This is a genomic window from Ponticaulis profundi, from assembly GCF_042659465.1.
GTDB lineage: Bacteria > Pseudomonadota > Alphaproteobacteria > Caulobacterales > Hyphomonadaceae > Ponticaulis > Ponticaulis profundi.
Window position 1 is genome coordinate 188,076 of sequence record NZ_JBHSSW010000028.1, and the last position, 19,949, is coordinate 208,024.

24 protein-coding genes are annotated in these 19,949 nt (G+C 55.1%); 21 read left to right on the top strand and 3 right to left on the bottom strand.

Annotated features, from left to right (window positions below; genetic code table 11):
- Positions 1 to 50 precede the first annotated feature (50 nt).
- The 5 genes from ruvC (at position 51) to ACFQDM_RS14700 (ending at position 3,384) form a co-directional block, all read left to right on the top strand.
- Positions 51 to 551, top strand: a complete 501-nt coding sequence (gene ruvC / locus ACFQDM_RS14680) for a crossover junction endodeoxyribonuclease RuvC (protein ID WP_377380294.1) — start codon at positions 51 to 53, stop codon at positions 549 to 551.
- Positions 548 to 1,171: a Holliday junction branch migration protein RuvA gene (gene ruvA / locus ACFQDM_RS14685; protein WP_377380296.1), complete on the top strand. Its 624-nt coding sequence runs from the start codon at positions 548 to 550 to the stop codon at positions 1,169 to 1,171. Before ruvC ends, ruvA begins: the two co-directional genes overlap by 4 nt.
- Positions 1,168 to 2,193 (top strand): Holliday junction branch migration DNA helicase RuvB, encoded by a 1,026-nt coding sequence (ruvB, locus tag ACFQDM_RS14690; RefSeq protein WP_377380299.1) that lies wholly within the window; start codon positions 1,168 to 1,170, stop codon positions 2,191 to 2,193. The genes ruvA and ruvB overlap by 4 nt, the downstream gene beginning before the upstream one ends.
- 81 nt (positions 2,194 to 2,274) lie before the next feature.
- On the top strand, positions 2,275 to 2,946 hold the full coding sequence (locus tag ACFQDM_RS14695) for a DNA-3-methyladenine glycosylase I (protein ID WP_377380301.1): 672 nt from the start codon (positions 2,275 to 2,277) through the stop codon (positions 2,944 to 2,946).
- A 27-nt stretch (positions 2,947 to 2,973) separates the two neighbouring features.
- Positions 2,974 to 3,384, top strand: a complete 411-nt coding sequence (locus tag ACFQDM_RS14700) for a GFA family protein (protein WP_377380303.1) — start codon at positions 2,974 to 2,976, stop codon at positions 3,382 to 3,384.
- On the opposite strand, the gene ACFQDM_RS14705 is transcribed toward ACFQDM_RS14700, so the two are convergent.
- Positions 3,381 to 3,740, bottom strand: a complete 360-nt coding sequence (locus ACFQDM_RS14705) for a DUF983 domain-containing protein (RefSeq protein WP_377380305.1) — start codon at positions 3,738 to 3,740, stop codon at positions 3,381 to 3,383. The genes ACFQDM_RS14700 and ACFQDM_RS14705 overlap by 4 nt on opposite strands.
- A 92-nt stretch (positions 3,741 to 3,832) precedes the next feature.
- Between ACFQDM_RS14705 and ACFQDM_RS14710 the strand changes: the two genes are divergently transcribed.
- The 12 genes from ACFQDM_RS14710 (at position 3,833) to ACFQDM_RS14765 (ending at position 14,780) form a co-directional block, all read left to right on the top strand.
- Positions 3,833 to 4,324, top strand: a complete 492-nt coding sequence (locus tag ACFQDM_RS14710) for a YbgC/FadM family acyl-CoA thioesterase (protein ID WP_377380307.1) — start codon at positions 3,833 to 3,835, stop codon at positions 4,322 to 4,324.
- A 109-nt stretch (positions 4,325 to 4,433) separates the two neighbouring features.
- On the top strand, positions 4,434 to 5,153 hold the full coding sequence (tolQ, locus tag ACFQDM_RS14715) for a protein TolQ (RefSeq protein WP_377380309.1): 720 nt from the start codon (positions 4,434 to 4,436) through the stop codon (positions 5,151 to 5,153).
- Positions 5,154 to 5,156: 3 nt separating this feature from the next.
- Positions 5,157 to 5,600, top strand: coding sequence for an ExbD/TolR family protein (locus ACFQDM_RS14720; protein WP_377380311.1), 444 nt, complete (start codon positions 5,157 to 5,159; stop codon positions 5,598 to 5,600).
- Positions 5,601 to 5,606: 6 nt separating this feature from the next.
- Positions 5,607 to 6,509, top strand: coding sequence for a hypothetical protein (locus ACFQDM_RS14725; protein ID WP_377380313.1), 903 nt, complete (start codon positions 5,607 to 5,609; stop codon positions 6,507 to 6,509).
- 26 nt (positions 6,510 to 6,535) lie between these two features.
- On the top strand, positions 6,536 to 7,921 hold the full coding sequence (gene tolB, locus ACFQDM_RS14730; RefSeq protein WP_377380315.1) for a Tol-Pal system beta propeller repeat protein TolB: 1,386 nt from the start codon (positions 6,536 to 6,538) through the stop codon (positions 7,919 to 7,921).
- Positions 7,922 to 8,039: 118 nt separating this feature from the next.
- A complete protein-coding gene (pal, locus tag ACFQDM_RS14735) occupies positions 8,040 to 8,591 on the top strand; it encodes a peptidoglycan-associated lipoprotein Pal (RefSeq protein ID WP_377380317.1) in 552 nt (183 codons plus the stop codon).
- Between the two features lie 77 nt (positions 8,592 to 8,668).
- Positions 8,669 to 9,619: a tetratricopeptide repeat protein gene (locus tag ACFQDM_RS14740; RefSeq protein ID WP_377380319.1), complete on the top strand. Its 951-nt coding sequence runs from the start codon at positions 8,669 to 8,671 to the stop codon at positions 9,617 to 9,619.
- On the top strand, positions 9,610 to 10,908 hold the full coding sequence (tilS, locus tag ACFQDM_RS14745; protein ID WP_377380321.1) for a tRNA lysidine(34) synthetase TilS: 1,299 nt from the start codon (positions 9,610 to 9,612) through the stop codon (positions 10,906 to 10,908). Before ACFQDM_RS14740 ends, tilS begins: the two co-directional genes overlap by 10 nt.
- Positions 10,909 to 10,989: 81 nt before the next feature.
- On the top strand, positions 10,990 to 12,882 hold the full coding sequence (gene ftsH / locus ACFQDM_RS14750) for an ATP-dependent zinc metalloprotease FtsH (RefSeq protein WP_377380323.1): 1,893 nt from the start codon (positions 10,990 to 10,992) through the stop codon (positions 12,880 to 12,882).
- 114 nt (positions 12,883 to 12,996) lie between these two features.
- Positions 12,997 to 13,542, top strand: coding sequence for a hypothetical protein (locus ACFQDM_RS14755; protein WP_377380325.1), 546 nt, complete (start codon positions 12,997 to 12,999; stop codon positions 13,540 to 13,542).
- Positions 13,543 to 13,630: 88 nt separating this feature from the next.
- On the top strand, positions 13,631 to 14,452 hold the full coding sequence (gene thiD, locus ACFQDM_RS14760) for a bifunctional hydroxymethylpyrimidine kinase/phosphomethylpyrimidine kinase (RefSeq protein WP_377380327.1): 822 nt from the start codon (positions 13,631 to 13,633) through the stop codon (positions 14,450 to 14,452).
- A 1-nt stretch (position 14,453) separates the two neighbouring features.
- Positions 14,454 to 14,780 (top strand): hypothetical protein, encoded by a 327-nt coding sequence (locus ACFQDM_RS14765; RefSeq protein WP_377380329.1) that lies wholly within the window; start codon positions 14,454 to 14,456, stop codon positions 14,778 to 14,780.
- On the opposite strand, the gene ACFQDM_RS14770 is transcribed toward ACFQDM_RS14765, so the two are convergent.
- Positions 14,759 to 15,208: a DMT family transporter gene (locus ACFQDM_RS14770; RefSeq protein WP_377380331.1), complete on the bottom strand. Its 450-nt coding sequence runs from the start codon at positions 15,206 to 15,208 to the stop codon at positions 14,759 to 14,761. The genes ACFQDM_RS14765 and ACFQDM_RS14770 overlap by 22 nt on opposite strands.
- Before the next feature lie 105 nt (positions 15,209 to 15,313).
- Here ACFQDM_RS14770 and ACFQDM_RS14775 point away from each other — a divergent pair, with 105 nt between their 5' ends.
- Positions 15,314 to 16,141, top strand: a complete 828-nt coding sequence (locus ACFQDM_RS14775; RefSeq protein ID WP_377380333.1) for a PhzF family phenazine biosynthesis protein — start codon at positions 15,314 to 15,316, stop codon at positions 16,139 to 16,141.
- Here the strand turns inward: ACFQDM_RS14775 and ACFQDM_RS14780 are convergent.
- Complete coding sequence (locus ACFQDM_RS14780) at positions 16,138 to 16,941, bottom strand: hypothetical protein (protein ID WP_377380335.1); 804 nt, start codon at positions 16,939 to 16,941, stop codon at positions 16,138 to 16,140. The two genes, ACFQDM_RS14775 and ACFQDM_RS14780, sit on opposite strands and share 4 nt — an antisense overlap.
- Before the next feature lie 91 nt (positions 16,942 to 17,032).
- On the opposite strand from ACFQDM_RS14780, the gene ACFQDM_RS14785 reads away from it, so the two are divergent.
- From ACFQDM_RS14785 to ACFQDM_RS14795, 3 genes are all read left to right on the top strand, one after another.
- Entirely contained in the window at positions 17,033 to 17,395 is a 363-nt protein-coding gene (locus tag ACFQDM_RS14785; protein WP_377380337.1) for a hypothetical protein, read from the top strand.
- 105 nt (positions 17,396 to 17,500) lie between these two features.
- The gene (gene lpdA, locus ACFQDM_RS14790) at positions 17,501 to 18,907 is read left to right on the top strand and encodes a dihydrolipoyl dehydrogenase (RefSeq protein WP_377380339.1); all 1,407 of its coding nucleotides are present in this window, start codon (positions 17,501 to 17,503) and stop codon (positions 18,905 to 18,907) included.
- A 335-nt stretch (positions 18,908 to 19,242) separates the two neighbouring features.
- Positions 19,243 to 19,833: an ANTAR domain-containing response regulator gene (locus ACFQDM_RS14795; RefSeq protein WP_377380340.1), complete on the top strand. Its 591-nt coding sequence runs from the start codon at positions 19,243 to 19,245 to the stop codon at positions 19,831 to 19,833.
- Positions 19,834 to 19,949: the final 116 nt, after the last annotated feature.

Genomic DNA, 19,949 nt, shown 5'->3' on the forward strand with positions numbered 1-19,949 from the left:
ACGAGAAACATTAAGTCGCAATTTACCATTCCGGGCGCAGAAACATGCTTATGGCAGCACCTCTTCGTATCCTCGGGATTGATCCCGGACTTCGACATACTGGCTGGGGCATGATTGTGTCGACCGGGCCGCGTCTGACTCACATTGCACACGGTGTTATTTCGCCTGACCCGCAATTGCCTCTGGCAGAGCGACTGGCGGTGATCTACCGCAGTGTCAGTGCTTTGGTGATTGAACATCAGCCCGATTTTGCAGGCGTAGAGGAAACGCTGGTGAATGCTGGCGCACAAAGTGCGCTCAAGCTGGGGCAGGCGCGGGGCGCCGCAATGACGGCGCTTGCTGTTTCAACGGTTCAGGTCGCTGAATTCGCGCCGCGCCGGATAAAGCAGGCAATCGTTGGAACGGGAAAGGCGGACAAGGAACAGATCAGCTTTATGGTAAAGCGATTGCTTCCGCGCGCAGGTGAGATGAAAGCAGACGCGGCCGATGCACTCGCCTGTGCCATCTGTGCGGCGCATTATCATCCGGGCGCATTGCGAGGCGTAGCATGATCATTGGCTGGCTGAAGGGGTGCATTTTATCGACAGGCGTCGATAATGTGCTGATCAATGTAAACGGCGTCGGTTATGTTGCCCTCGCCGGAACGCGGCTGCTTGGAAAGCTCGCACCGGGCGATGAGGCCGAGCTGCATATTGAGACACGCGTCACCGAAAATTCGATTCAGTTGTTTGCGTTTGAGAATGACGAAACACGCGCCTGGTTCGTCCGGCTTCTGGATGTCCCGAGTGTCGGCGGTAAAGTCGCGCTTGCCGTTCTGGATGCGCTCGGCAGTCAGGGGTTGATGGATGCGATTGCGCTGGGCGATGCTGCCAGCCTGACCCGCGCCAAAGGCGTCGGCAAGAAGATGGCAGAGCGCATTGTCTCGGAGCTTTCTGGCAAGGCGCCGCCTATGGGGCGTTTTGGACAAGTCATTGGCCCGGCCCAATCATCGGACGGAAAAACAGTTCCCGAGGCGCCGTCTGGTACACGAGCCGAAGCCGTGTCTGCACTCGTCAATCTCGGCTACCAGCAAGTTGATGCGGCGCGCGCCGTTGCATCTGCTGCAAAAGCCGTTGATGCTGAGAATGTGTCCGCCCTGATCAAAGCTGCGCTGAAGGAACTCTCGCAATGAGCGATGAGAACCGCCTGTCTGACCCAGATATGATGCCTGGCGATGCGCTGGATCGTGCGCTGCGTCCGCAAAGCTTTGACGACTATGTTGGTCAGAGCCGCGCCAAGGCCAATCTGAAAGTGTATGTAGACGGCGCGCGCAATCGGGGTGAGGCGCTCGATCATGTTTTGCTGTTCGGGCCGCCTGGTCTCGGCAAGACGACACTTGCGCAAATTCTCGCCAAGGAGCTTGGAACCGGCTTTCGCTCGACATCCGGGCCAGTGATCGCCAAAGCGGGTGATCTGGCCGCCATTCTGACCAATCTGGAGCCGAATGATGTGCTCTTTATTGACGAGATTCACCGTCTTCCTCCTGCCGTAGAGGAAATCCTTTATCCGGCCATGGAAGACTATGCGCTCGATATCATGATTGGCGAAGGGCCTGCAGCGCGTTCTGTTCGGCTTGATCTGGCCCCTTTCACGCTGGTTGGTGCGACAACGCGGGCTGGCCTGCTCGCGACGCCATTGCGTGATCGCTTCGGCATTCCCATGCGTCTGGAGTTCTATGAACCCGAAGACCTCGCCAGAATTGTGCGTGCGGCAGCTGTGAAGCTGGATGTGTCGATCACGGAGGATGGCGCGCTGGAAATCGCGCGGCGGGCGCGTGGCACGCCTCGCATCGCTCTGAGACTGTTGCGCCGTGTGCGCGACTTTGCCGATGCTGAGGGAAGTGCCATCAATCAGGGGGCGGCGGACCGGGCGCTCAAACGGCTGGAGATCGACCCGGATGGTCTGGATGCTCTTGATCGGCGCTATCTGCACGCCCTGGTCAAAACCTATGCGGGCGGTCCTGTTGGTGTGGAAACGCTGGCAGCTGCGCTTTCTGAGGCAAGGGACGCGATTGAAGACGTGATTGAGCCTTATCTCATGCAGAATGGTTTTATAGCGCGGACGCCGCGCGGACGTACGGCGGCGCCTGCCGCATATGACCGGCTTGGCGTTCCGCGCCCGGTTTCAAAGCAGAGTGGCGATCTGTTTGAGTGATGAGGCTTTCGCTTTACTCCTGACAGTGTCTCGTGCGTTGATGACCTAAACCGACCTGCGGCCTTTGTCCCGGGAGACATCATGTACCAGTTTCACACAATCGAAGCACGCGCGCTGGAAAAGCATGGCGCGGAAAAGATCGAGGAGACGCTCGCTCGCCGCTGTCAGGTGCGTTCATCTGAAGAGATTGCCGCCACTCCCAATGATCGCTGGCTGGCTGAGGCAACACGCATGATTTTTCAGGCGGGCTTCAACTGGGATGTTGTCGACAAGAAATGGCCGAATTTCGAAAAATCCTTCAACGGCTTCGATGTGCACTACTGGGCGATGATGGCCGATGAGGAAATGGGTCGCCTGATGCAGGATGCAAGCATCATCCGCAATGCCATGCGGCTCGCATCTATTGGCAGGAATGCGCTCTATTTCAGAGACCTGATTACCGAGCATGGCAGCGTCGGCGCTTTCTTTGCCAGCTGGGACCCGGATCAGTATTTTGAAAACCTGATCGCCATGCGCAAGCGCACCAGCCGCCTCGGCGGGACCTCCGGCATGATCTTCCTGCGTCGTATGGGGCTGGAAAGCCTCGTTTTTTCGCAGGATGTGGTCGCGGCGCTGATTGCAAACGGCGTGGTCGATAAAACGCCGAACTCTAAGCGGGATATGGCCGGGACACAGGCAGCGGTCTCAAAATGGCGTGCTGAAAGCGGAAGAACGCTTTCGGAAATCAGCCAGATACTCGCGATGTCTGTATAATCAGCTTTGATCTGGCGGAGTATGTTGATGAGTGAAGTCGCGTTAAACGGTTCGTGTCTTTGTGGAGCTGTTCACTACCGCGCAAAAGGGCCGCTCGGTACGTTTCACCATTGCCACTGCAAGACGTGTCAGAAGGCACATGCGGCAGCGTTTACGACGACACTCGGTGTCAGTTGGGATGGATTTAAGTGGACGCAGGGCGAACCAATTGTCAGCTTTTTTGAATCAAGCCCGGGAAAACGGCGCTGGTTTTGCCCGAAATGCGGCACTCATCTGATGGCAGATTTCGTGAAATCCCGGACTCGCAGACTGCGCGTTGCGTCACTGGATACGCCGCTGCGAGAAAAGCCCGACATGCATATCTGGGAAAGCCATACCGCCGACTGGTTCGAATTTGGTGACAGTTTACCCGTGAAGCCAGCAGGACGGGACTCCTAGGACGTCTTCTTCTGATCCATATGCCACAGCGCTCCGATCCAGCCGCCTTTCATAAAGGCGAGCAGCGTCAAAGCCGTGGCGAACATGGTACCGCCGAGCAGAGGAAATGTCACCCATATGGGAAGGGGTGCCTTAAGCGATGTGACGAAAATCAAAGGCGCGAAGATCGGCCCCAGTATCAGCACGGTCAGCCAGGCCGGTCCGTCTGCGGCACGTTCGTGAGAAAAGGTTTCGCCGCACTCTGGGCAGGTTTCATTCAGTTTCAGATAGCCGGAAAAGAGCTGTCCTTTCCCGCAGGCGGGACAGCGGCGTTGAAAGCCGCGCAGAACGGGTTCGGGAAGCCAATTGAAGTGCATCACGCTTTTTTGCACGCGGTTTGACGGATGAAAACGACTATTCGGCGCCACTGGGGTGGAACGTGAAGCGATTTCGCGCGATTCACCTGTGATTGGATGAACATAAGGGTATTGGCGTAAACATGCTTCCTCCACCTCTGAATGACCGAAATTTCGACGAGCAGAACCAGCATTGGCGCTCGGTGCGCGTTTACTATGAAGACACCGATTTCACCGGGATGGTGTATCATGCCAATTATCTCAAATATTTCGAACGCGGTCGATCGGATCATTTGCGTGATGCGGGCGTATCTCATCAGGATTTGCTTAATCGTCCGGACCCGGCCGCCTTCACAATCATCAAGGTTGATCTCGACTTCAAGAATGCGGCGCAGGTTGAAGATGAGCTGTGGATTCGCACCCGTTATCTGGGACTGAAAGGGCCGCGAATTCTGTTTGAGCAGGCTTGCCTGCGTGGAGCGGATGTCATTGCGACGGCGAACATCATTGCCGTTACGATACATGCGACCGGTGGTGCACGAAAACCGATCCCGGAAATCGTGGAACTGCTGAAACCGGTCATATTTCGTCAATCCGAATCATAAATTTCAGCAAGTTAACCTTGCCCGTCTCGTTTTTGCCAAAGTTGTTGTCGAGATAGGCTGGGATCAATTGTTTGCGCGCAACCTGTATTGAGAAGAGTTGGATCAATCCATGGAAACTGAAACCCTGGCGGCCGTCGCCGGCAATGACTTCTCCCTCTACGAATTGTTCCTCCGGGCCGATATCGTTGTGAAGTTTGTCATGGGACTGCTTGTCCTGCTTTCGATCTGGACCTGGGGTATAGCCATCGATAAATGGCTGACCATTGGCGGCACCGTGAAAAGGGCCAAGCAATTCGAACTGGCGTTTTGGTCAGGTCAGCCGATTGAGGAACTCGATGATCGCGTTTCAGATCGCCCGAAAGAGGCAATGGCCCGCGTGTTTGGCTCTGTCTCTCGCGAATGGCGAGATGCGCGCCGTGTGACCAATGTGACCACCTCTCAGGCAGAAGCCCTGATCGATCGTGCTGAGCGTCTGATGCACGCCGCAAGTGACCGCGAGCTGTCCCGATTGGAGAAGGGACTGGGCACACTGGCAACCATCGGGTCGGTGTCACCGTTTATCGGTCTTCTGGGTACCGTCTGGGGTATCATGAATGCGTTCCGGGACATTGCGAGCCAAGGCTCAACCAACCTGGCGGTTGTCGCCCCCGGTATCGCAGAAGCGCTCTTTGCAACCACGCTGGGTCTGGTCGCGGCGATCCCGGCCGTAACCTTCTACAACATGTTCTCAAGCGATACGTCTCAGTTCGGCGACCGCCTGGATACCTTCACACAGGAATTCGTCGTGCGTCTGTCGCGTCGTCTGTCTGAGCGTTCTGAGGCGAGCTGATTCATGGGCATGTCAATGAACACTGCCGGAGGAGGTCGCAGCGGTCGTCGCCGTAAGCGTGGTCTCCAGTCCGAAATCAACGTGACACCGTTTGTGGACGTCATGCTGGTGCTTCTGATTGTCTTCATGATCACGGCGCCGCTTCTCGCGACCGGTGTGGATGTAACGCTTCCGGATGCGAAGGCGAAAGCACTGCCGCAATCGCAGGAGGACGTGCTTTCTCTCACCATTCTCGAAGATGGCACACTGTACCTTCAGGAAGAACAGGTAACTATGGAAGAGCTGCTGCCAAAGCTGCGGGCCATTGTCGATGCTGGCTATAATGAGCGAATTTATGTCCGCAGTGATACGACGGTCACGATAGGTAACGCGGCAAAAATCCTCGCAACCATTCAGGCGGCAGGCTTCAACAATGCCGCTATTGTCACGGATCCGAATGCGAGCTGATCGCGAATGAAATACGGTTTTCCTATCTCTCTGGTCGGTCACGTCCTTGTTGGCGCTTCGGGGCTGTTCGTCTTTTCGACGGCGCCAAGCCGACCTGTCGAGAGCGTGGTCAATATTCGGCTCGATGGCATAGACCTGGGCGCTGAAACCAATATCAGCGAGATTGTCGAGCCGGAGCCAACACCGGAGCCTGAGCCGGAACCTGTTGAAGAGGTCGCTGAAGAAGAAGGCGAGATCATTCCGGAGGAAGCCGAGGCGCAGCCGGAACCGGAGCCGCCGGAAAGCGAACCTATTCCGACGCTCGAGGAAGCTGAGCCAGAGCCGGAGCCAGAACCAACACCGGAGCCAACTCCGACACCCACACCGACGCCAACGCCTACGCCAAAACCCACACCAACCGAGAAACCGGTTGTTGAGAAGCGAGCCAATCCGGAGAAACCGAAGTCAGATCTCGATGATCTGTTTGCTGATACCGAGGACTTGCTGAAAGATTTTAATTCCAAGCCGGGTGGTCAGACACAACGGTCGTCTTCGCCGCGTGAGCTGGAAGATAATGAGCAGAAGCCAAGACAGGCAGCCGGTGACCGAACCGGAAATACTGCGTCTGTCGTTGATTATTTGCGTGCACAGATCCGCGAGCGCGATTGCTGGCGCTCTGTCAAAGACTTGCCGGACTGGGAGCGACTTGACGTATCGATCCGCTTTCAGCTGGATTCCAAAGGTCGCCTGAGCCGTCCGGCGGAAGTGGTGCGTCCAAGATTTATCCCTTCCGGTGATAAATTCATGATTGTGGCCGCAGATCGCGCCATTCGTGCCATTAATTTGTGTGAGCCTTTTGAAATGCCGGAAGAAGAATATGAGCTCTGGCGAAACCAGGACATCGTCCTGACATTCGATGAGCAATTCTGACGTTAATGCCCGGAGGAGCGAGTAAGATGAAGCATATAATGAAGAGCCTGGGGCTGGCTGCGCTGGTTGCGCTGGCGCCTTTGGGTGTCGCACAGGCGCAGATCGAAGGGACAATTACGGAAGCTTCGGCGCGTCAATTCCGCGTCGCAATCCCGGAATTCAAGGCCGACACACCGGAAGCACGAGAGCTTGCAGACCAGATTGCCGCGATCATCCGCAACGATCTGCGTTCTACCGGGCTATTCGATCTGGTCGATCCATCCGCTTATGTCGAAACCGGGTTGACGGTGCAGATCCAGCCACGTTTCCAGGACTGGCGTCTGATTAAAACCGAATCTCTGGCCGTCGGTGAAGTCGAGGTCATGCGAAATGGTGAAATGCGTGTCGCATTTCGCCTCTGGGACACTGGCAAGGAAGAAGAGCATCTCTTCCCGGATGCAGAGGGTAATCTTGTTTTCAAAGGCCGTCAGTATCAGACGACGCCTGAAAACCTGCGTCGTGTTGCGCACGTGCTTGCGGACGACATCTATACCAGCCTGACGGGTGACGAAGGCTATTTCGACACACGGATCGTCTTCATTGCGGAATCCGGTCCGAAAATCGACCGCACCAAGCGCCTTGCGATCATGGACCAGGATGGAGCGAATGCTGAATTCCTGACGAGTGGCCGCCATACGGTTTTGACGCCGCGTTTCTCGCCGAATGCGCAGAAGATCACATACATGACGTATGAAAATGGGCGTCCGCAGGTCTATCTGTTCGATATTGAGAATGATCGTTCTGAAAGCCTTGGTCGTTTTCAGGGCATGACCTACGCACCGCGTTTCTCCATGGACGGCAATTCCGTTATTATGTCTCAGGCGATCAACGGTAACTCAGATATCTATCTGATGGACCTGACAACGCGCCAGATGACACGCCTCACGGATCATCCGGCCATTGATACGTCGCCTTCCATGTCGCCCGATGGCAAGCAGATCACCTTCACATCCGACCGTGGTGGCTCGCCACAAATCTATGTGATGAACGCCGATGGTTCGCCGCAAGTCTGTCCTTCCACACGTAAGCGCGATGTTGCTTGCCGCATCTCCGGCTTTAGCGGCGGTGGCTATTATTCCACACCGGTCTGGTCACCACGCGGCGATTATATTGCGTTCACAAAACAGTCTGGCGGGCGCTTCTATATTGGCGTCATTCAGCCAGATGGTCGCGGCGAGCGACTGTTGTCTGAATCCTATCTGGATGAAGGTCCGGCCTGGTCTCCAAACGGTCGCGTGATCATTTTCTTCCGTGAAGCGCGTCCGGGTGCTCCGCCGAAATTGTTCACTGTCGACCTGACAGGACGTAACCTGCGACAGGTCCCGACACCGGGCGATGCCTCAGATCCTGCATGGTCTCCACCATTGCGATGAAACTTCTGGCATCGAAAATGAGTTTAACTTGAATTGATTTCGTCAACTGGTCGCAGAGTTGACAAAATTGGAACGTAATCGCTCGATAAACGTACTGAGGTTCGAAGGGGTCAGTTCGATGGACACACTTAAATCAAAATGGATTATTACCGCAGGCCTCGCGCTTGCACTTGGCGCATGCGCAAGCAAGCCGAAGGTAGAGGAAGAGCCACAGGTTCAGCCACCTGTGTCCACGCCGACACCAACGCCGACGCCAACTCAGACAACACAGCCACCTGTCACACCGGAAGGTCCGGCTCCAGGTACTGTCGCGGACTTCCGTATCAATGTGGGTGAGCGCGTTTATTTCGACACCGACGGATACAATGTCGACAGCTACGACATGGAAACACTGAACCGTCAGGCAGCATGGCTTCAGCAATACCCAAGTGTCACAATTCGTGTCGCTGGTAATGCCGACGAGCGTGGCACGCGTGAATACAACCTCGCGCTCGGTGAGCGTCGTGCGAACGCGGTCAAGGAATATCTGGTGAGCCGTGGCATCTCGTCATCGCGTATCGAGACGATCTCATACGGTAAGGAGCGTCCGATTGATGGTCGCTCGACGCCAGAAGCCTGGGAAGTCAACCGGAACGCTCATACTGAGATTCTTTCCGGCCAGATTGGCTAGTCAGTCACAGACATTACATGATTAATTTAGCAGGGCTGCCTCATTTCAGCCCTGCTTTTTTGTCACTCGAGTTTGTCATGATGCAGAATTCAAAGTTTCGTTTCGCCGTATGTGCTCTCGGCCTGAGCATGACAAGTCTTCCGGTTATTGCCCAATCGGCACCCATTCGCATGGGAAACCCGAGCTCAGCCTACACCCAGCAGGACAATACACAGGCGCAGATTTCCCGCCAGATTGCCCGTATGGGTGAACTGGAAGCGCAGCTCAGCCAGCTGACCGGACGGATTGAAACGCTTGAATACCGATTGGGCCAGGCCGAAGCTGATCGCGAAGAACTGGCAGAGGACAATCGTGACCTGCGTGATCGCATGGCAGAACTCGAAAAGCGCCTCGAAAATCAATCGACCCGGAACGTTACGTCACAGTCGTCCCGCGAACCATCACCCCTTGGGTCAGATCGCGCCGGAAACGGTGCTGTCTGGACAAATGGCTCAGGTGCTTCCAACCGGGAGGAAAATTCCGGACCGCGTAACCTCACGCCCGGCGCGAATTCCGCTAACACTTCCGACACATCCTCAGCCGGTTCATCTGGCCGCTTGCCAGAAGGAACACTGGGAACGATCCCGGCAGCCGCTCTGCCCGGTAATGCCGGAGCACTGTTCGAGCTTGGAAAATCTCGCCTGATTTCCTTTGACTATGAAGGTGCAGAGGTCGCCTTTCGCGAGTTCCTGAATGAGTTTGGCGACGACCCGCAGGCCGGTGAAGCCTATTATTGGCTTGGTGAAGCGCTCTATCAGCAGGAAGACTATGCCGGTTCTGCGCGCTTCCTGACAACGATGGTTCAGGACTACACAGATGATCCGCGTCGTGGAGAGGCGCTCGTCAAGCTTGCACGTTCGCTTCGCGAGCTTGGTGAAACCGGACGGGCTTGTGCCTTCCTTCAGCGCCTTGGCGATGTCGATCCGAACGCGTCCACAGCAACGCGAGAGCGTGCGCAGCTCGAGATGCAGCGTTCATCGTGTCGGTAGACGCGATCCATAAACAGCTTCGACAATTTCTATCCTGCCTCAAGCCAGGCACCCTTGAGAGACCGCTTCTGATCGCGGTCTCGGGTGGCAGCGACTCTCTGGCACTGCTGCACGCCATGGCAGACATCCAGTCGGACACCTCTCTGAAAATTCAGGCAGCCACAATCGATCACTCACTTCGAACGGAAGCGCGTGCGGAAGCGGAGTTCGTCCATGTGATCTCCGATCGCCTGAATGTGCCGCATCATATCCTGACGCTCGACTGGAAGGTCGGTGATAAAAAAACGCAGGCGTCAGCACGCTTGCATCGTTATCGCCTGCTTGCGCAACATGCGCACGATATTGGTGCGTCCATCATCCTCACTGGCCATACTTTCAATGATCAGATGGAAACCTGCCTTTTGAGAGCACGGGGAGGCTCTGGCTGGTGGGGGCTTTCCGGTATGCGTGACATCGGCATGGTGCCAGTCTGGCCGGAAGGCGAGGGGCTCGGCCTCGCGCGGCCTTTGCTGGATATGTCTCGCGAGCGACTTCGCGATTTTCTGATCGAGCGCGGCATTTCCTGGATAGACGACCCCTCAAATGAGAACCCCGCATATGAGCGGGTTCGTATTCGGCGCTATCTCACCAACGAACCGCATGTTGTTCAGGAAGTAGAGCGGATGCAGTTTGAGCTCTCGGAGCGACGGACCTCCATTGGCCTTCATTTGCGCGAGTGGCTGCAGTCTCACGCAACTTGGCTGCCGGGCGGTGCCATTCGAATGGATACAGAAGCTTGTTTTGATTTGCCGGACGCTTTCCTCGAGCGCTTGCTGATGTTCCTTCTGCCTTGTGTTGCTGGCCGGCAGGTCACGCCGCGCCGTGAACGCCTGCATCGCTTGTTCGATAAGTTTCGCCAAGATGATGAAAAGAAAATGGCGACACTTGGGGGTTGTCTGATCGATTGGTCCGGGGCTGATTTCTTTATTGTGCCTGAAATCAACAGTCAGGACCTGATGCCGGACGAAATAACATCTGGCGTCTGGGGGGGGCGGGTAAGCATCACGTCACAGAGCGGCGAGTCGGTCAGAATTGCGGCCTGGGGGGAACGTAAAAAACCCGAGCATATTGATGCGGATCGGATCCCGCCGCTCTATTTGCGGCGCTTTCTCCCCGTTCAACTGGATGATGAAGGAGAGGTGCAATCTGTTCCGCATCTGGAACATTCATCCTTAATTTCGGTTCAGGATCTGTCAGAAAACCGAATGTTGAGCTGGTTGCATCCTGAATCGCAGTTTTTCCGCGGGTAATATGCCTCAGGGGAGTCGTTTTCTCCTTAAAGCTCACCTATGTTATAGTCCGACGGACTAGTACGAAAGAAAGCTTGCCCCATGAATATGCGCAATATCGCCCTTTGGGCTGTAATTGCTGCCTTGCTGATCGCTCTGTTCTCGTATTTGCAGCCGAGCAGTCAGAGCAATGCATCGAACAAGATCAGCTACTCTCAGATGATAGAGGCGGCAAAAGATGGCCGTGTTGACCGAGTTCAGTTCAAAGGGGCGGACATCACCGGTTGGTACACAACAGGTGAGAAGTTCACATCGATCACCGGTTCCTATGACTATGTTGTCGAAGAGCTCGATAATGCTGGTGTGGATGTCACCTTCGAGGATCCTGCTTCCGGCTTTAATTTTGCGAGCCTGCTGACCAGTCTTCTCCCCTTAATCCTGATTGTCGGCATCTGGTTTTTCCTGATGCGTCAGATGCAAGGCGGCGGTGGTCGCGGTGCAATGAGCTTTGGCAAGTCCAAGGCGCGCCTGCTGACCGAACGCCATGGCCGCGTCACGTTTGACGATGTGGCTGGTATTGATGAGGCGAAAGAGGAACTGCAGGAAATCGTTGAGTTTCTTCAGGACCCATCTCGCTTCCAGCGCCTTGGCGGTAAAATTCCGAAGGGTGCGCTGCTTGTGGGTCCGCCAGGTACGGGTAAAACCCTGACAGCACGTGCAGTCGCTGGCGAAGCAAATGTGCCTTTCTTCACCATCTCCGGTTCGGACTTCGTCGAGATGTTCGTCGGTGTCGGTGCAAGTCGTGTCCGCGACATGTTTGAGCAAGCCAAGAAGAATGCGCCTTGCATCATCTTTATTGACGAGATCGACGCTGTCGGCCGCTCTCGCGGCGCTGGCATTGGCGGCGGTAATGACGAGCGCGAACAGACGCTCAACCAATTGCTTGTCGAAATGGACGGTTTCGAAGCGAATGAAGGTATCATCATCATCGCAGCGACCAACCGCCCTGACGTTCTTGACCCTGCGCTTCTGCGTCCTGGCCGTTTTGACCGACAGATTACGGTTGGCAATCCGGACATCATTGGCCGTGAGAAAATCCTCAAAGTGCATATGCGTAACGTCCCGACGGCAAAAGACGTAGTGGCAAAGACAATTGCACGCGGTACGCCGGGCTTTTCTGGTGCAGACCTTGCAAACCTTGTGAATGAAGCCGCGCTCTTGGCAGCGCGCCGCGGCAAGCGTGTCGTTTCCATGCGAGAGTTCGAGGACGCCAAGGACAAGGTCATGATGGGGCCAGAGCGCCGCTCTATGGTCATGTCAGAAAAAGAAAAGCGTCTGACGGCTTATCACGAGGCAGGTCACGCGATTGTGGGCATCAAAATGCCGGCAACCGATCCTGTGCACAAGGCAACGATCATCCCGCGCGGCCGCGCGCTGGGTATGGTGATGCAGCTGCCTGAAGACGACAAGCTCTCACAAACGCGTCAGGAAATGACGTCGCGTTTGGCAGTTCTGATGGGCGGTCGCGTCGCCGAGGAAATTGCCTTTGGTGAGGAAAACGTCACCTCTGGTGCTGCTTCGGACATTCAGATGGCCACACGCATTGCCCGCGCCATGGTCACACGCTTTGGCTTGTCCGATAAGATCGGCCCGATCGACTATGGTGAGGGCGATGATCCATATCGTCCGACGCAAGTCTCTCAGGATACGTCGAAGCACATTGAAGAAGAAGTTCGCCGACTGGTTCAGACAGGTATGGATGAGGCTCGTCGCGTCATGACGGAATACCGTGATGAGTGGGTGGCGATTGCCGAAGGTCTGCTCGAATATGAGACGCTGACAGGTGAAGAGATCACCAATCTTCTGAAAGGTGTGAAGCCGGAACGTCCTGATGATGAGGATGACAAGCCGGGTCCATCTTCGGCCGTGCCGATTACGGGCAAAAAGAAAGGCCCTGAAGGCGATGTCGGTGGCGGTTCACCGGAACCCGCGTAACTTCGCACTCATCGTTTCAAAGCCCGGCTGTTGCCGGGCTTTTTCTTTTGCGACTCCGGGCAGCTCCTGTGTTTCAGCAATTGCAGCCTGTGCAGCCCCAGTCTAGGATTCAGAATGCAAAACAAAATCTTCCTCTTCATCGTTTCTTCTGTCCTGATGGTTTCAGGATGCCAGCAACCTGCACCGACGGCTGAAGCAGAGTTCTGGGGGCGACTTCAGGCGCTTTGCGGAAACACATATGAGGGCGCACTTGTCAGTGAAGACGAGGTCGATGCCGAATTTCAGACCGCTGACCTCTGGATGGATGTATCAGCCTGTAGCGGGGAGCAGGTCACCGTTGACTTCATGAATGGAACGGATGCCGTCGGGCATTGGGAGCTGACGCGTCTGTCTGACGGTATCGAGCTGCGTCATCGTCATGATGGTGATGCTGTTACTGGATACGGCGGATTTTCGACGGAAAATTCGTCTGGGTCACGAATGAATTTTCCAGCCGATGAGGCGACCAAGGCTTTGTTCGACGCAGAAGGCATTCCCGTGTCGAAAGAGAATGTCTGGGCTGTTGAAGTTCGTCCGACAGTTTTTCGGTATGAACTGTCGCGTCCAAACCGTTTCTTTCTTGTGGAATTTGGTACGACAACGCCGTCCGGAAGAGACTGACGGCCGTCATTGAGAATTGATGTTGATGTTTCGCTCTGAGAGTGGTCCATGCACGGTCTGTTTCACTTAAGAACAGGGACGAGTTGCTTTGCGTGAATGCGAAAAAGAAAAAAGAGGTCGGGTACTGTCTATAGCCGGATCGGATTCCGGTGGCGGGGCCGGCATTCAGGCCGACATCAAGGCGATCACCATGAATGGTGGTTATGCCATGACGGCGATCACCGCGATCACCATTCAGAACACGGTTGGTGTTCATGGCGTCGTTCCTGTTCCGCTTGATGCCATTCGCGGACAGATCAAGGTAACGCTGAGTGATATCGGAACGGATGTCATTAAAACGGGCATGCTGGGGGACCGGAAAACCATTGAGGCGGTCGCCGATACGCTCGACCAGTTTGCGACAAAGGTACCGCGCGTAATCGATCCGGTCATGGTTGCGACGTCAGGTGACCGATTGCTGGCCTCCGATGCAATCGATGTTCTCAAAAACCTGTTGGTGCCGGATGCCACCCTTCTGACGCCAAACGCACCAGAAGCGGAAATTCTGTCAGGCAGGGCGGTTGAAACCATTGATGGTCAGCGCCGAGCCGCCGAACGTCTTCTGGAGGCCGGTGCAAAAGCGGTTCTGGTCAAGGGTGGTCATATTGATGGCAAGGTCATCACCGATGTCCTGCAGACGGAATATGATGAGTTCTTTTTCGAGGCTGGCCGCATCGACACAAGTTCAACACATGGCACTGGCTGTACGCTCGCGTCTGCAATCGCAACGCATCTGGCGCTCGGGAAGAGCTTGGTAGATTCGGTGGATGCAGGACGAAATTACCTCCTGAAGGCAATCGAAAAGGCAGAGCCGCTCGGGCAGGGGCATGGCCCGGTGCATCACAGCTGGATGCTGGACGAGACCGACTGATATGTCCCGACGTCTCAAGCTTGCGTCAGACTATGGTTGTTCCCCAGTCTGGGAAGTGACAGGCGGTGCGTACGAGAATATCGATCCTTCTGACTTGCCGATCTCTGAGCGTCTGGCAGATGCGCTGACACTGTGGGCAGCAGATTTTGATGAAACGCTGAATACGGCAGATCCGCTTAAGTCAGGGTTTGCGACTGATCTAGCGGCGCGGCGGTTCGAGGCAGAAGGTCGCCGGCTCTGGAAATCTCTCTGTGTTGAAATGCCTGAGGCTGAAATCGAATATGCGCCTGAAGAGGATAGCTCTGATCAGAAACGTTTGACGAGATAGACGCCCACAATCAGGAAACCGATGCCGACCAGCCGCAGGGGCGTGACGTGTCGGACGTCCTGACCAAAAGCGCCGATATGGTCATAGAGCACTGCAGCAATCAGCTGGCCGGCCATAACTGCGCCAATCCAGGCGGCAACCCCGATGCGAGGCACCGCCGTTGCCGCACCTGCAACCATGACGGCCCCGAGCGCGCCGCCGAGCCACGCCCACCAGGGAGCTTGCCCTAATGTGGACAAACCGACGGGCCGGTGGCCTAGGAGAACGTTGACTGCCAGCAACACACACCAGCCGACGGTGAAGGAGATCAAAGCTGCCTGTAGCGGGCCGCCGAGATAATAACCGAGGCGCCCGTTCATCGCGCCCTGCGCTGCGATCATCATGCCTGATACGACGCCAAGACCGACGAGTAATGAACCTAGCTGCATGTCCTCACCCTTCTTATTTTCAGGAAAACTGAATTATAAAACAGTTTCCGTCTGTGGTAGTTGCCGCACTGACCACCTAGGCTTTTGCCGGACAGGAGAAAAGTCATGCGCAATTATCCGTTTTATCAGGTTGATGCTTTCGCAAGTCGGGCCTTTGAGGGCAACCAGGCATGCGTCATGCCAATGGATGCGTTCCTGTCTGACGACATGTTGCAGACGATTGCTGCAGAAAACAATGTTGCGGAAACGGCGTACATCGTTCCGGATGGTGCCGGTTGCTGGAAGCTGCGTTGGTTCACGCCGACAGTGGAAGTGCCTCTATGCGGGCATGCAACGCTTGCATCCGCGCATGTCATCTTCGAGCATTTCGGCTATCAGGGGGAAGAGATTGTTTTTGAAACGGTACAGTCTGGTGAGCTGAAGGTTCGCAAAGCGGACATCGGATACCAAATGGACTTTCCAGCGCCATCTGTTCAGAAGATCGAGATCGAAGAGGCGGTTGTCAAAGCGCTCGGTGCGAGGCCTGTGGCAGCCTATGGTGGCCCCTTCTATGCTGCAGTGTTCGAAGACCCGAAACAGATCAGACATCTGGCGCCGGATCTGAAGGCCCTCGCCAGGCTGGGTGTCAGTGACACATTCGAGCGCGGAAACTTTGGGTGCTTCGCGGAAGGCGGCGCGGGTGTGGATGTCACCTCACGCTTTTTTGCGCCTGGATCAGGTATCGATGAGGACCCGGCGACGGGGAGTTGGCATTGCATGCTGACAGAAGTTATGGCGACCCGGACGGGCCGCCAGACATTTTCCTGCTACCAGGCCTATCCAGGGCGGGGTGCGCGTATTGATGTCGAGAAAGTCGGTGATCGTATTATGATCAAAGGTCAGGCAGTCACTGTGATTGAAGGCCGGTTCAGCTTTGCCGATAAGGCTGGTTAACCCGCCTCAGCGGCGCGTTTCGCCAATTCTTTCAAGGCAGCTTCGAATTCGAGCGTCAGGTTTTCCACGGCCTCAGCTTTTGCTTTTTGTCCGTGTTCTCGTTTCGAACTCGATTCTGAGATCGCACGGCTAACACCGGTTTTGTCGCCAACGGCCGATAGCGTAGCGTAGGGGTAGCCGTTTCGAACATCCAGCAGAAGGCCGCTTGCCTGAGCCTGAGCGTCAATCGTCCGCGAAGGGACAACAAACATGCCTATAATCGTCAGATCTGCGAGTGCCAGTGCGTTGGCTTTGTCTCGCTGTATGGAATTCACTTCATAAACGAGGACATAGTCCAGGTGCTGTCGTGCGGCGCCGCGTCGAATGTTTGCGACCAGCTGTGCGGCCCGGCTGGACGTTCCTGTCGTTACCGGTTCTGAGACCATCTCTGCGATGAGAGGACTAATTGGCACAAACTCTCCATAGCCGGTGCCAAGACGCTCTGCGGATTCTGTCCATGCCGCACCTTCATCGGCAGGGATTGAAGTCAGGCTACCGCGCTCAACGCGCGCGATTCCGATTCGGGCTGGGAAGTATAGGGATGGATTAACGGAAGCGATTTCGCGAATATCTCTTTCAAGATCACTTTCTTTGCCGCTCAAATCTGTCTTGGCGGCTTCACTGGCCTTTGCGACAGTTCCGTTTCTCATGTCATATCGCGCCAGATAGTCAGCGCCAGACGACGATTGAACACTATGCGCGCATGCGCCGATCAGGAGTGGAAGACTTAAAGCCAGTACGGAAAGTGAGCGTCGAGCCATTTGTGTTACCTCTCTGGTTGCAAAGCAGGAGAAACATGGCTCAGATGGCTAAACTAGGTAGCAAACATGACCATTGTAAGTGACTGTTCACATGATTAGACGCATTTTTGCCCTGATTGGTTTGCTCGCTGGTTTGTGGCTATTCCACGAAGTGAGCTTCTATCAAGGCGTGCTCGCGTCGCGCGGCGTAGGCGATCTTGCCGCGCTTCTCGCAGACGTTCCATTTCTTATCCGCTTCATCGGGGCCGTCTTTCTGTGTATCGGAGCTGCGCTGGCCTTTGGTCTCAAATGGATTGGCCCGGCTATCTTCCTGGTTGGCAGTTTATGCTATGTGCTGCTCGCGCTGGCGATGGTTGCAATGGGGGCTGATGTGTCCCTCTGGCAGGATGAAGCCGTCATCGCATCTGGGCTTATCGGGATCAGCATCGGCTTCGGTCTGTTTCGAACGACCTGAGTTATCGCCAAAAGAACAATGCAGCTATTCGCGGTTCAACATTGACCTTGTTTTGCAGAAGAGTAGGACAGGAAGAACGTTTCTAGCCCAGCGAGTCTGAAAAACATGTCTGATACATTTGACGTCATCATCATTGGCGGTGGTCCCGGCGGATACAACTGCGCCATTCGGTGCGGTCAACTCGGTCTGAAAACCGCAATCATCGAAATGCGCGATACACTGGGCGGCACATGCCTGAACGTCGGATGTATTCCTTCGAAAGCGCTGCTCCACGCGTCTGAATATTACGCGACGGCTCAGAACGAGTTTCAGGGCATGGGTATCGGTGTCTCTGGCCTGAAACTCGATCTTGATCAGATGATGGCTCAGAAGGATGAGGCGGTTAAAGGCCTGACTCAGGGCGTTGCCTTTCTGATGAAGAAAAACAAGGTCACGCACTTCAACGGCAAAGGTAAGATTGTCGGCAAGGGCGAAGTTGAAGTGGCGATGAGCGATGGTTCGACCAAAAAGCTCGGTGGCAAGAACATCGTAATTGCAACAGGGTCTGAGCCAGCGTCACTGCCAGGTATCGAAATTGATGAAGAGCGCGTTGTGTCGAACACAGGCGCACTGTCGCTGAAATCCGTCCCGAAAAAACTCGTCCTGATTGGTGCAGGCGTTATTGGCCTTGAGATGGGATCGGTCTGGTCTCGTCTCGGTTCAGAGGTCACGGTTGTTGAGTTTCTAGATCACATCATGCCGGGCGCAGACGCCGAGATTTCCAAGCAATCGAAAAAGATTTTCGAAAAGCAGGGACTTCAGTTCAAAATGGGCACGAAGGTTACAGGCATTGAAAAACTCAAATCCAAGCTGAAAGTGTCTGTTGAGCCAGCAAAAGGCGGAGATGCCGAGACGCTCGATGCTGACGTCGTAATCGTTGCGATCGGCCGCAAGCCATATACGGATGGTCTCGGCCTTGAGACGGTGGGTATTGGCACAGACAAGCGCGGTGTCATCGATACCGTAGATCATTTCCGCACGACGGTTGAAGGCATCTGGGCGATCGGCGACTGTGTGAAAGGTCCGATGCTGGCTCACAAGGCGGAAGAGGATGGCGCGGCGGTCGCGGAGCTGATTGCGGGCAAGGCTGGCCACGTCGACTACAATCTCGTGCCAAGCGTTGTTTATACCAAGCCGGAAATCGCATGGGTCGGTAAAAATGAGCAACAGCTCAAGGATGCCGATATCAAATACAAAGTGGGCAAGTTCCCATTCATGGCTAACTCGCGCGCGCGCACAAACCATCAGACCGATGGTTTTGTGAAAGTGCTGGCAGACGCCACGACGGACGAGGTGCTAGGTGTTCACATGCTTGGCGTTGGCGTTGGAGAGCTGATTGGTGAAGTTTGCGTCGCCATGGCGTTCCGCGCATCGTCCGAAGACATTGCTCGTACCTGTCACGCGCACCCGACACTGTCTGAGGCTGTTCGACAGGCTGCGATGGGCGTAGAGGGCTGGACCATGCAGGCTTAGGTCTGTAGCCAAACCATTGAATGTTTCAGAAAGGCGGGCCGCGTGCCCGCCTTTTTCTTTGGACGCGTTCTGCAATTGCTTTTGAATTCTACTCAGCCGTGCTCATGCGCTGATCATGTCAGACAGTTTTTTGGACGAAAAAACACATTTCACAATTGTATCGATATTTATCCGCTGGATTTGAGGCGGTTTGATCTAAGCTCCAAACTTGGAATTTGGGGTTTCGTAGCACAGACATTCAGGGGTGCGCCTTGCCGGTGCACCAGATTAACAGCTGCGGAGAAAGTGTCCCGGGTTCGAGTGACGTTCAATTCTTGGGATGGTTTTGACACGCAATGCCGCTTGATGCCGCGAAACAGAAGCAAGCTTATCTCATTTCTCTCGGAACAGAGAACTACCCTCTTTTTCAGCTATCTCTTCCTGATTATCAGGTCACAGAGTTTCGCGATGACTTATCCCTGCCGCTTCTCATGGTCATTCGCCATGCGCCTGACCTGCTGATCGTTGATTGTCTCGATCTGTCAGATGACGTGATTTCCTGCTGTCGCGAAATTCAGCAAAATCACCCGGTGCCACTGATTGTGTTTGCCAAATCAGGCGCCCAGGATCGCCTGCAGAAGGTCGTCCGGGCTGGGGTGAATGCGTGCATTATCGACGGTTTGCTGCAGCACCGCATAGAAGGTCTGATCGCAGTTGCGGTAGAGCGCTTTAAAATGAGCCGGGAAGCTTATGCTGAGCTCGAAACAGCCCGGCGTCACCTTCAGGCGCGTAAAGTGATCGAACGTGCCAAGGGGCTCCTGATGGCTCAGCGTGGCCTGCAGGAAGACGAAGCCTATCAATTGCTTCGACAGACGGCGATGCGCACCAGCAAGCCCATGCACGAAGTCGCTGAAAGTGTACTGACGCTTTCCGGCCATCTCATTTGATTGAAACATGAAATGTGCTGCGGTTGCACAGAATGTGACCGTTCTATGACGCGTACGCTCTATTCTTGAGCAGGCGAGAAGTCCGAAAACTTTCAAACGAATTAAGGTATTTACGC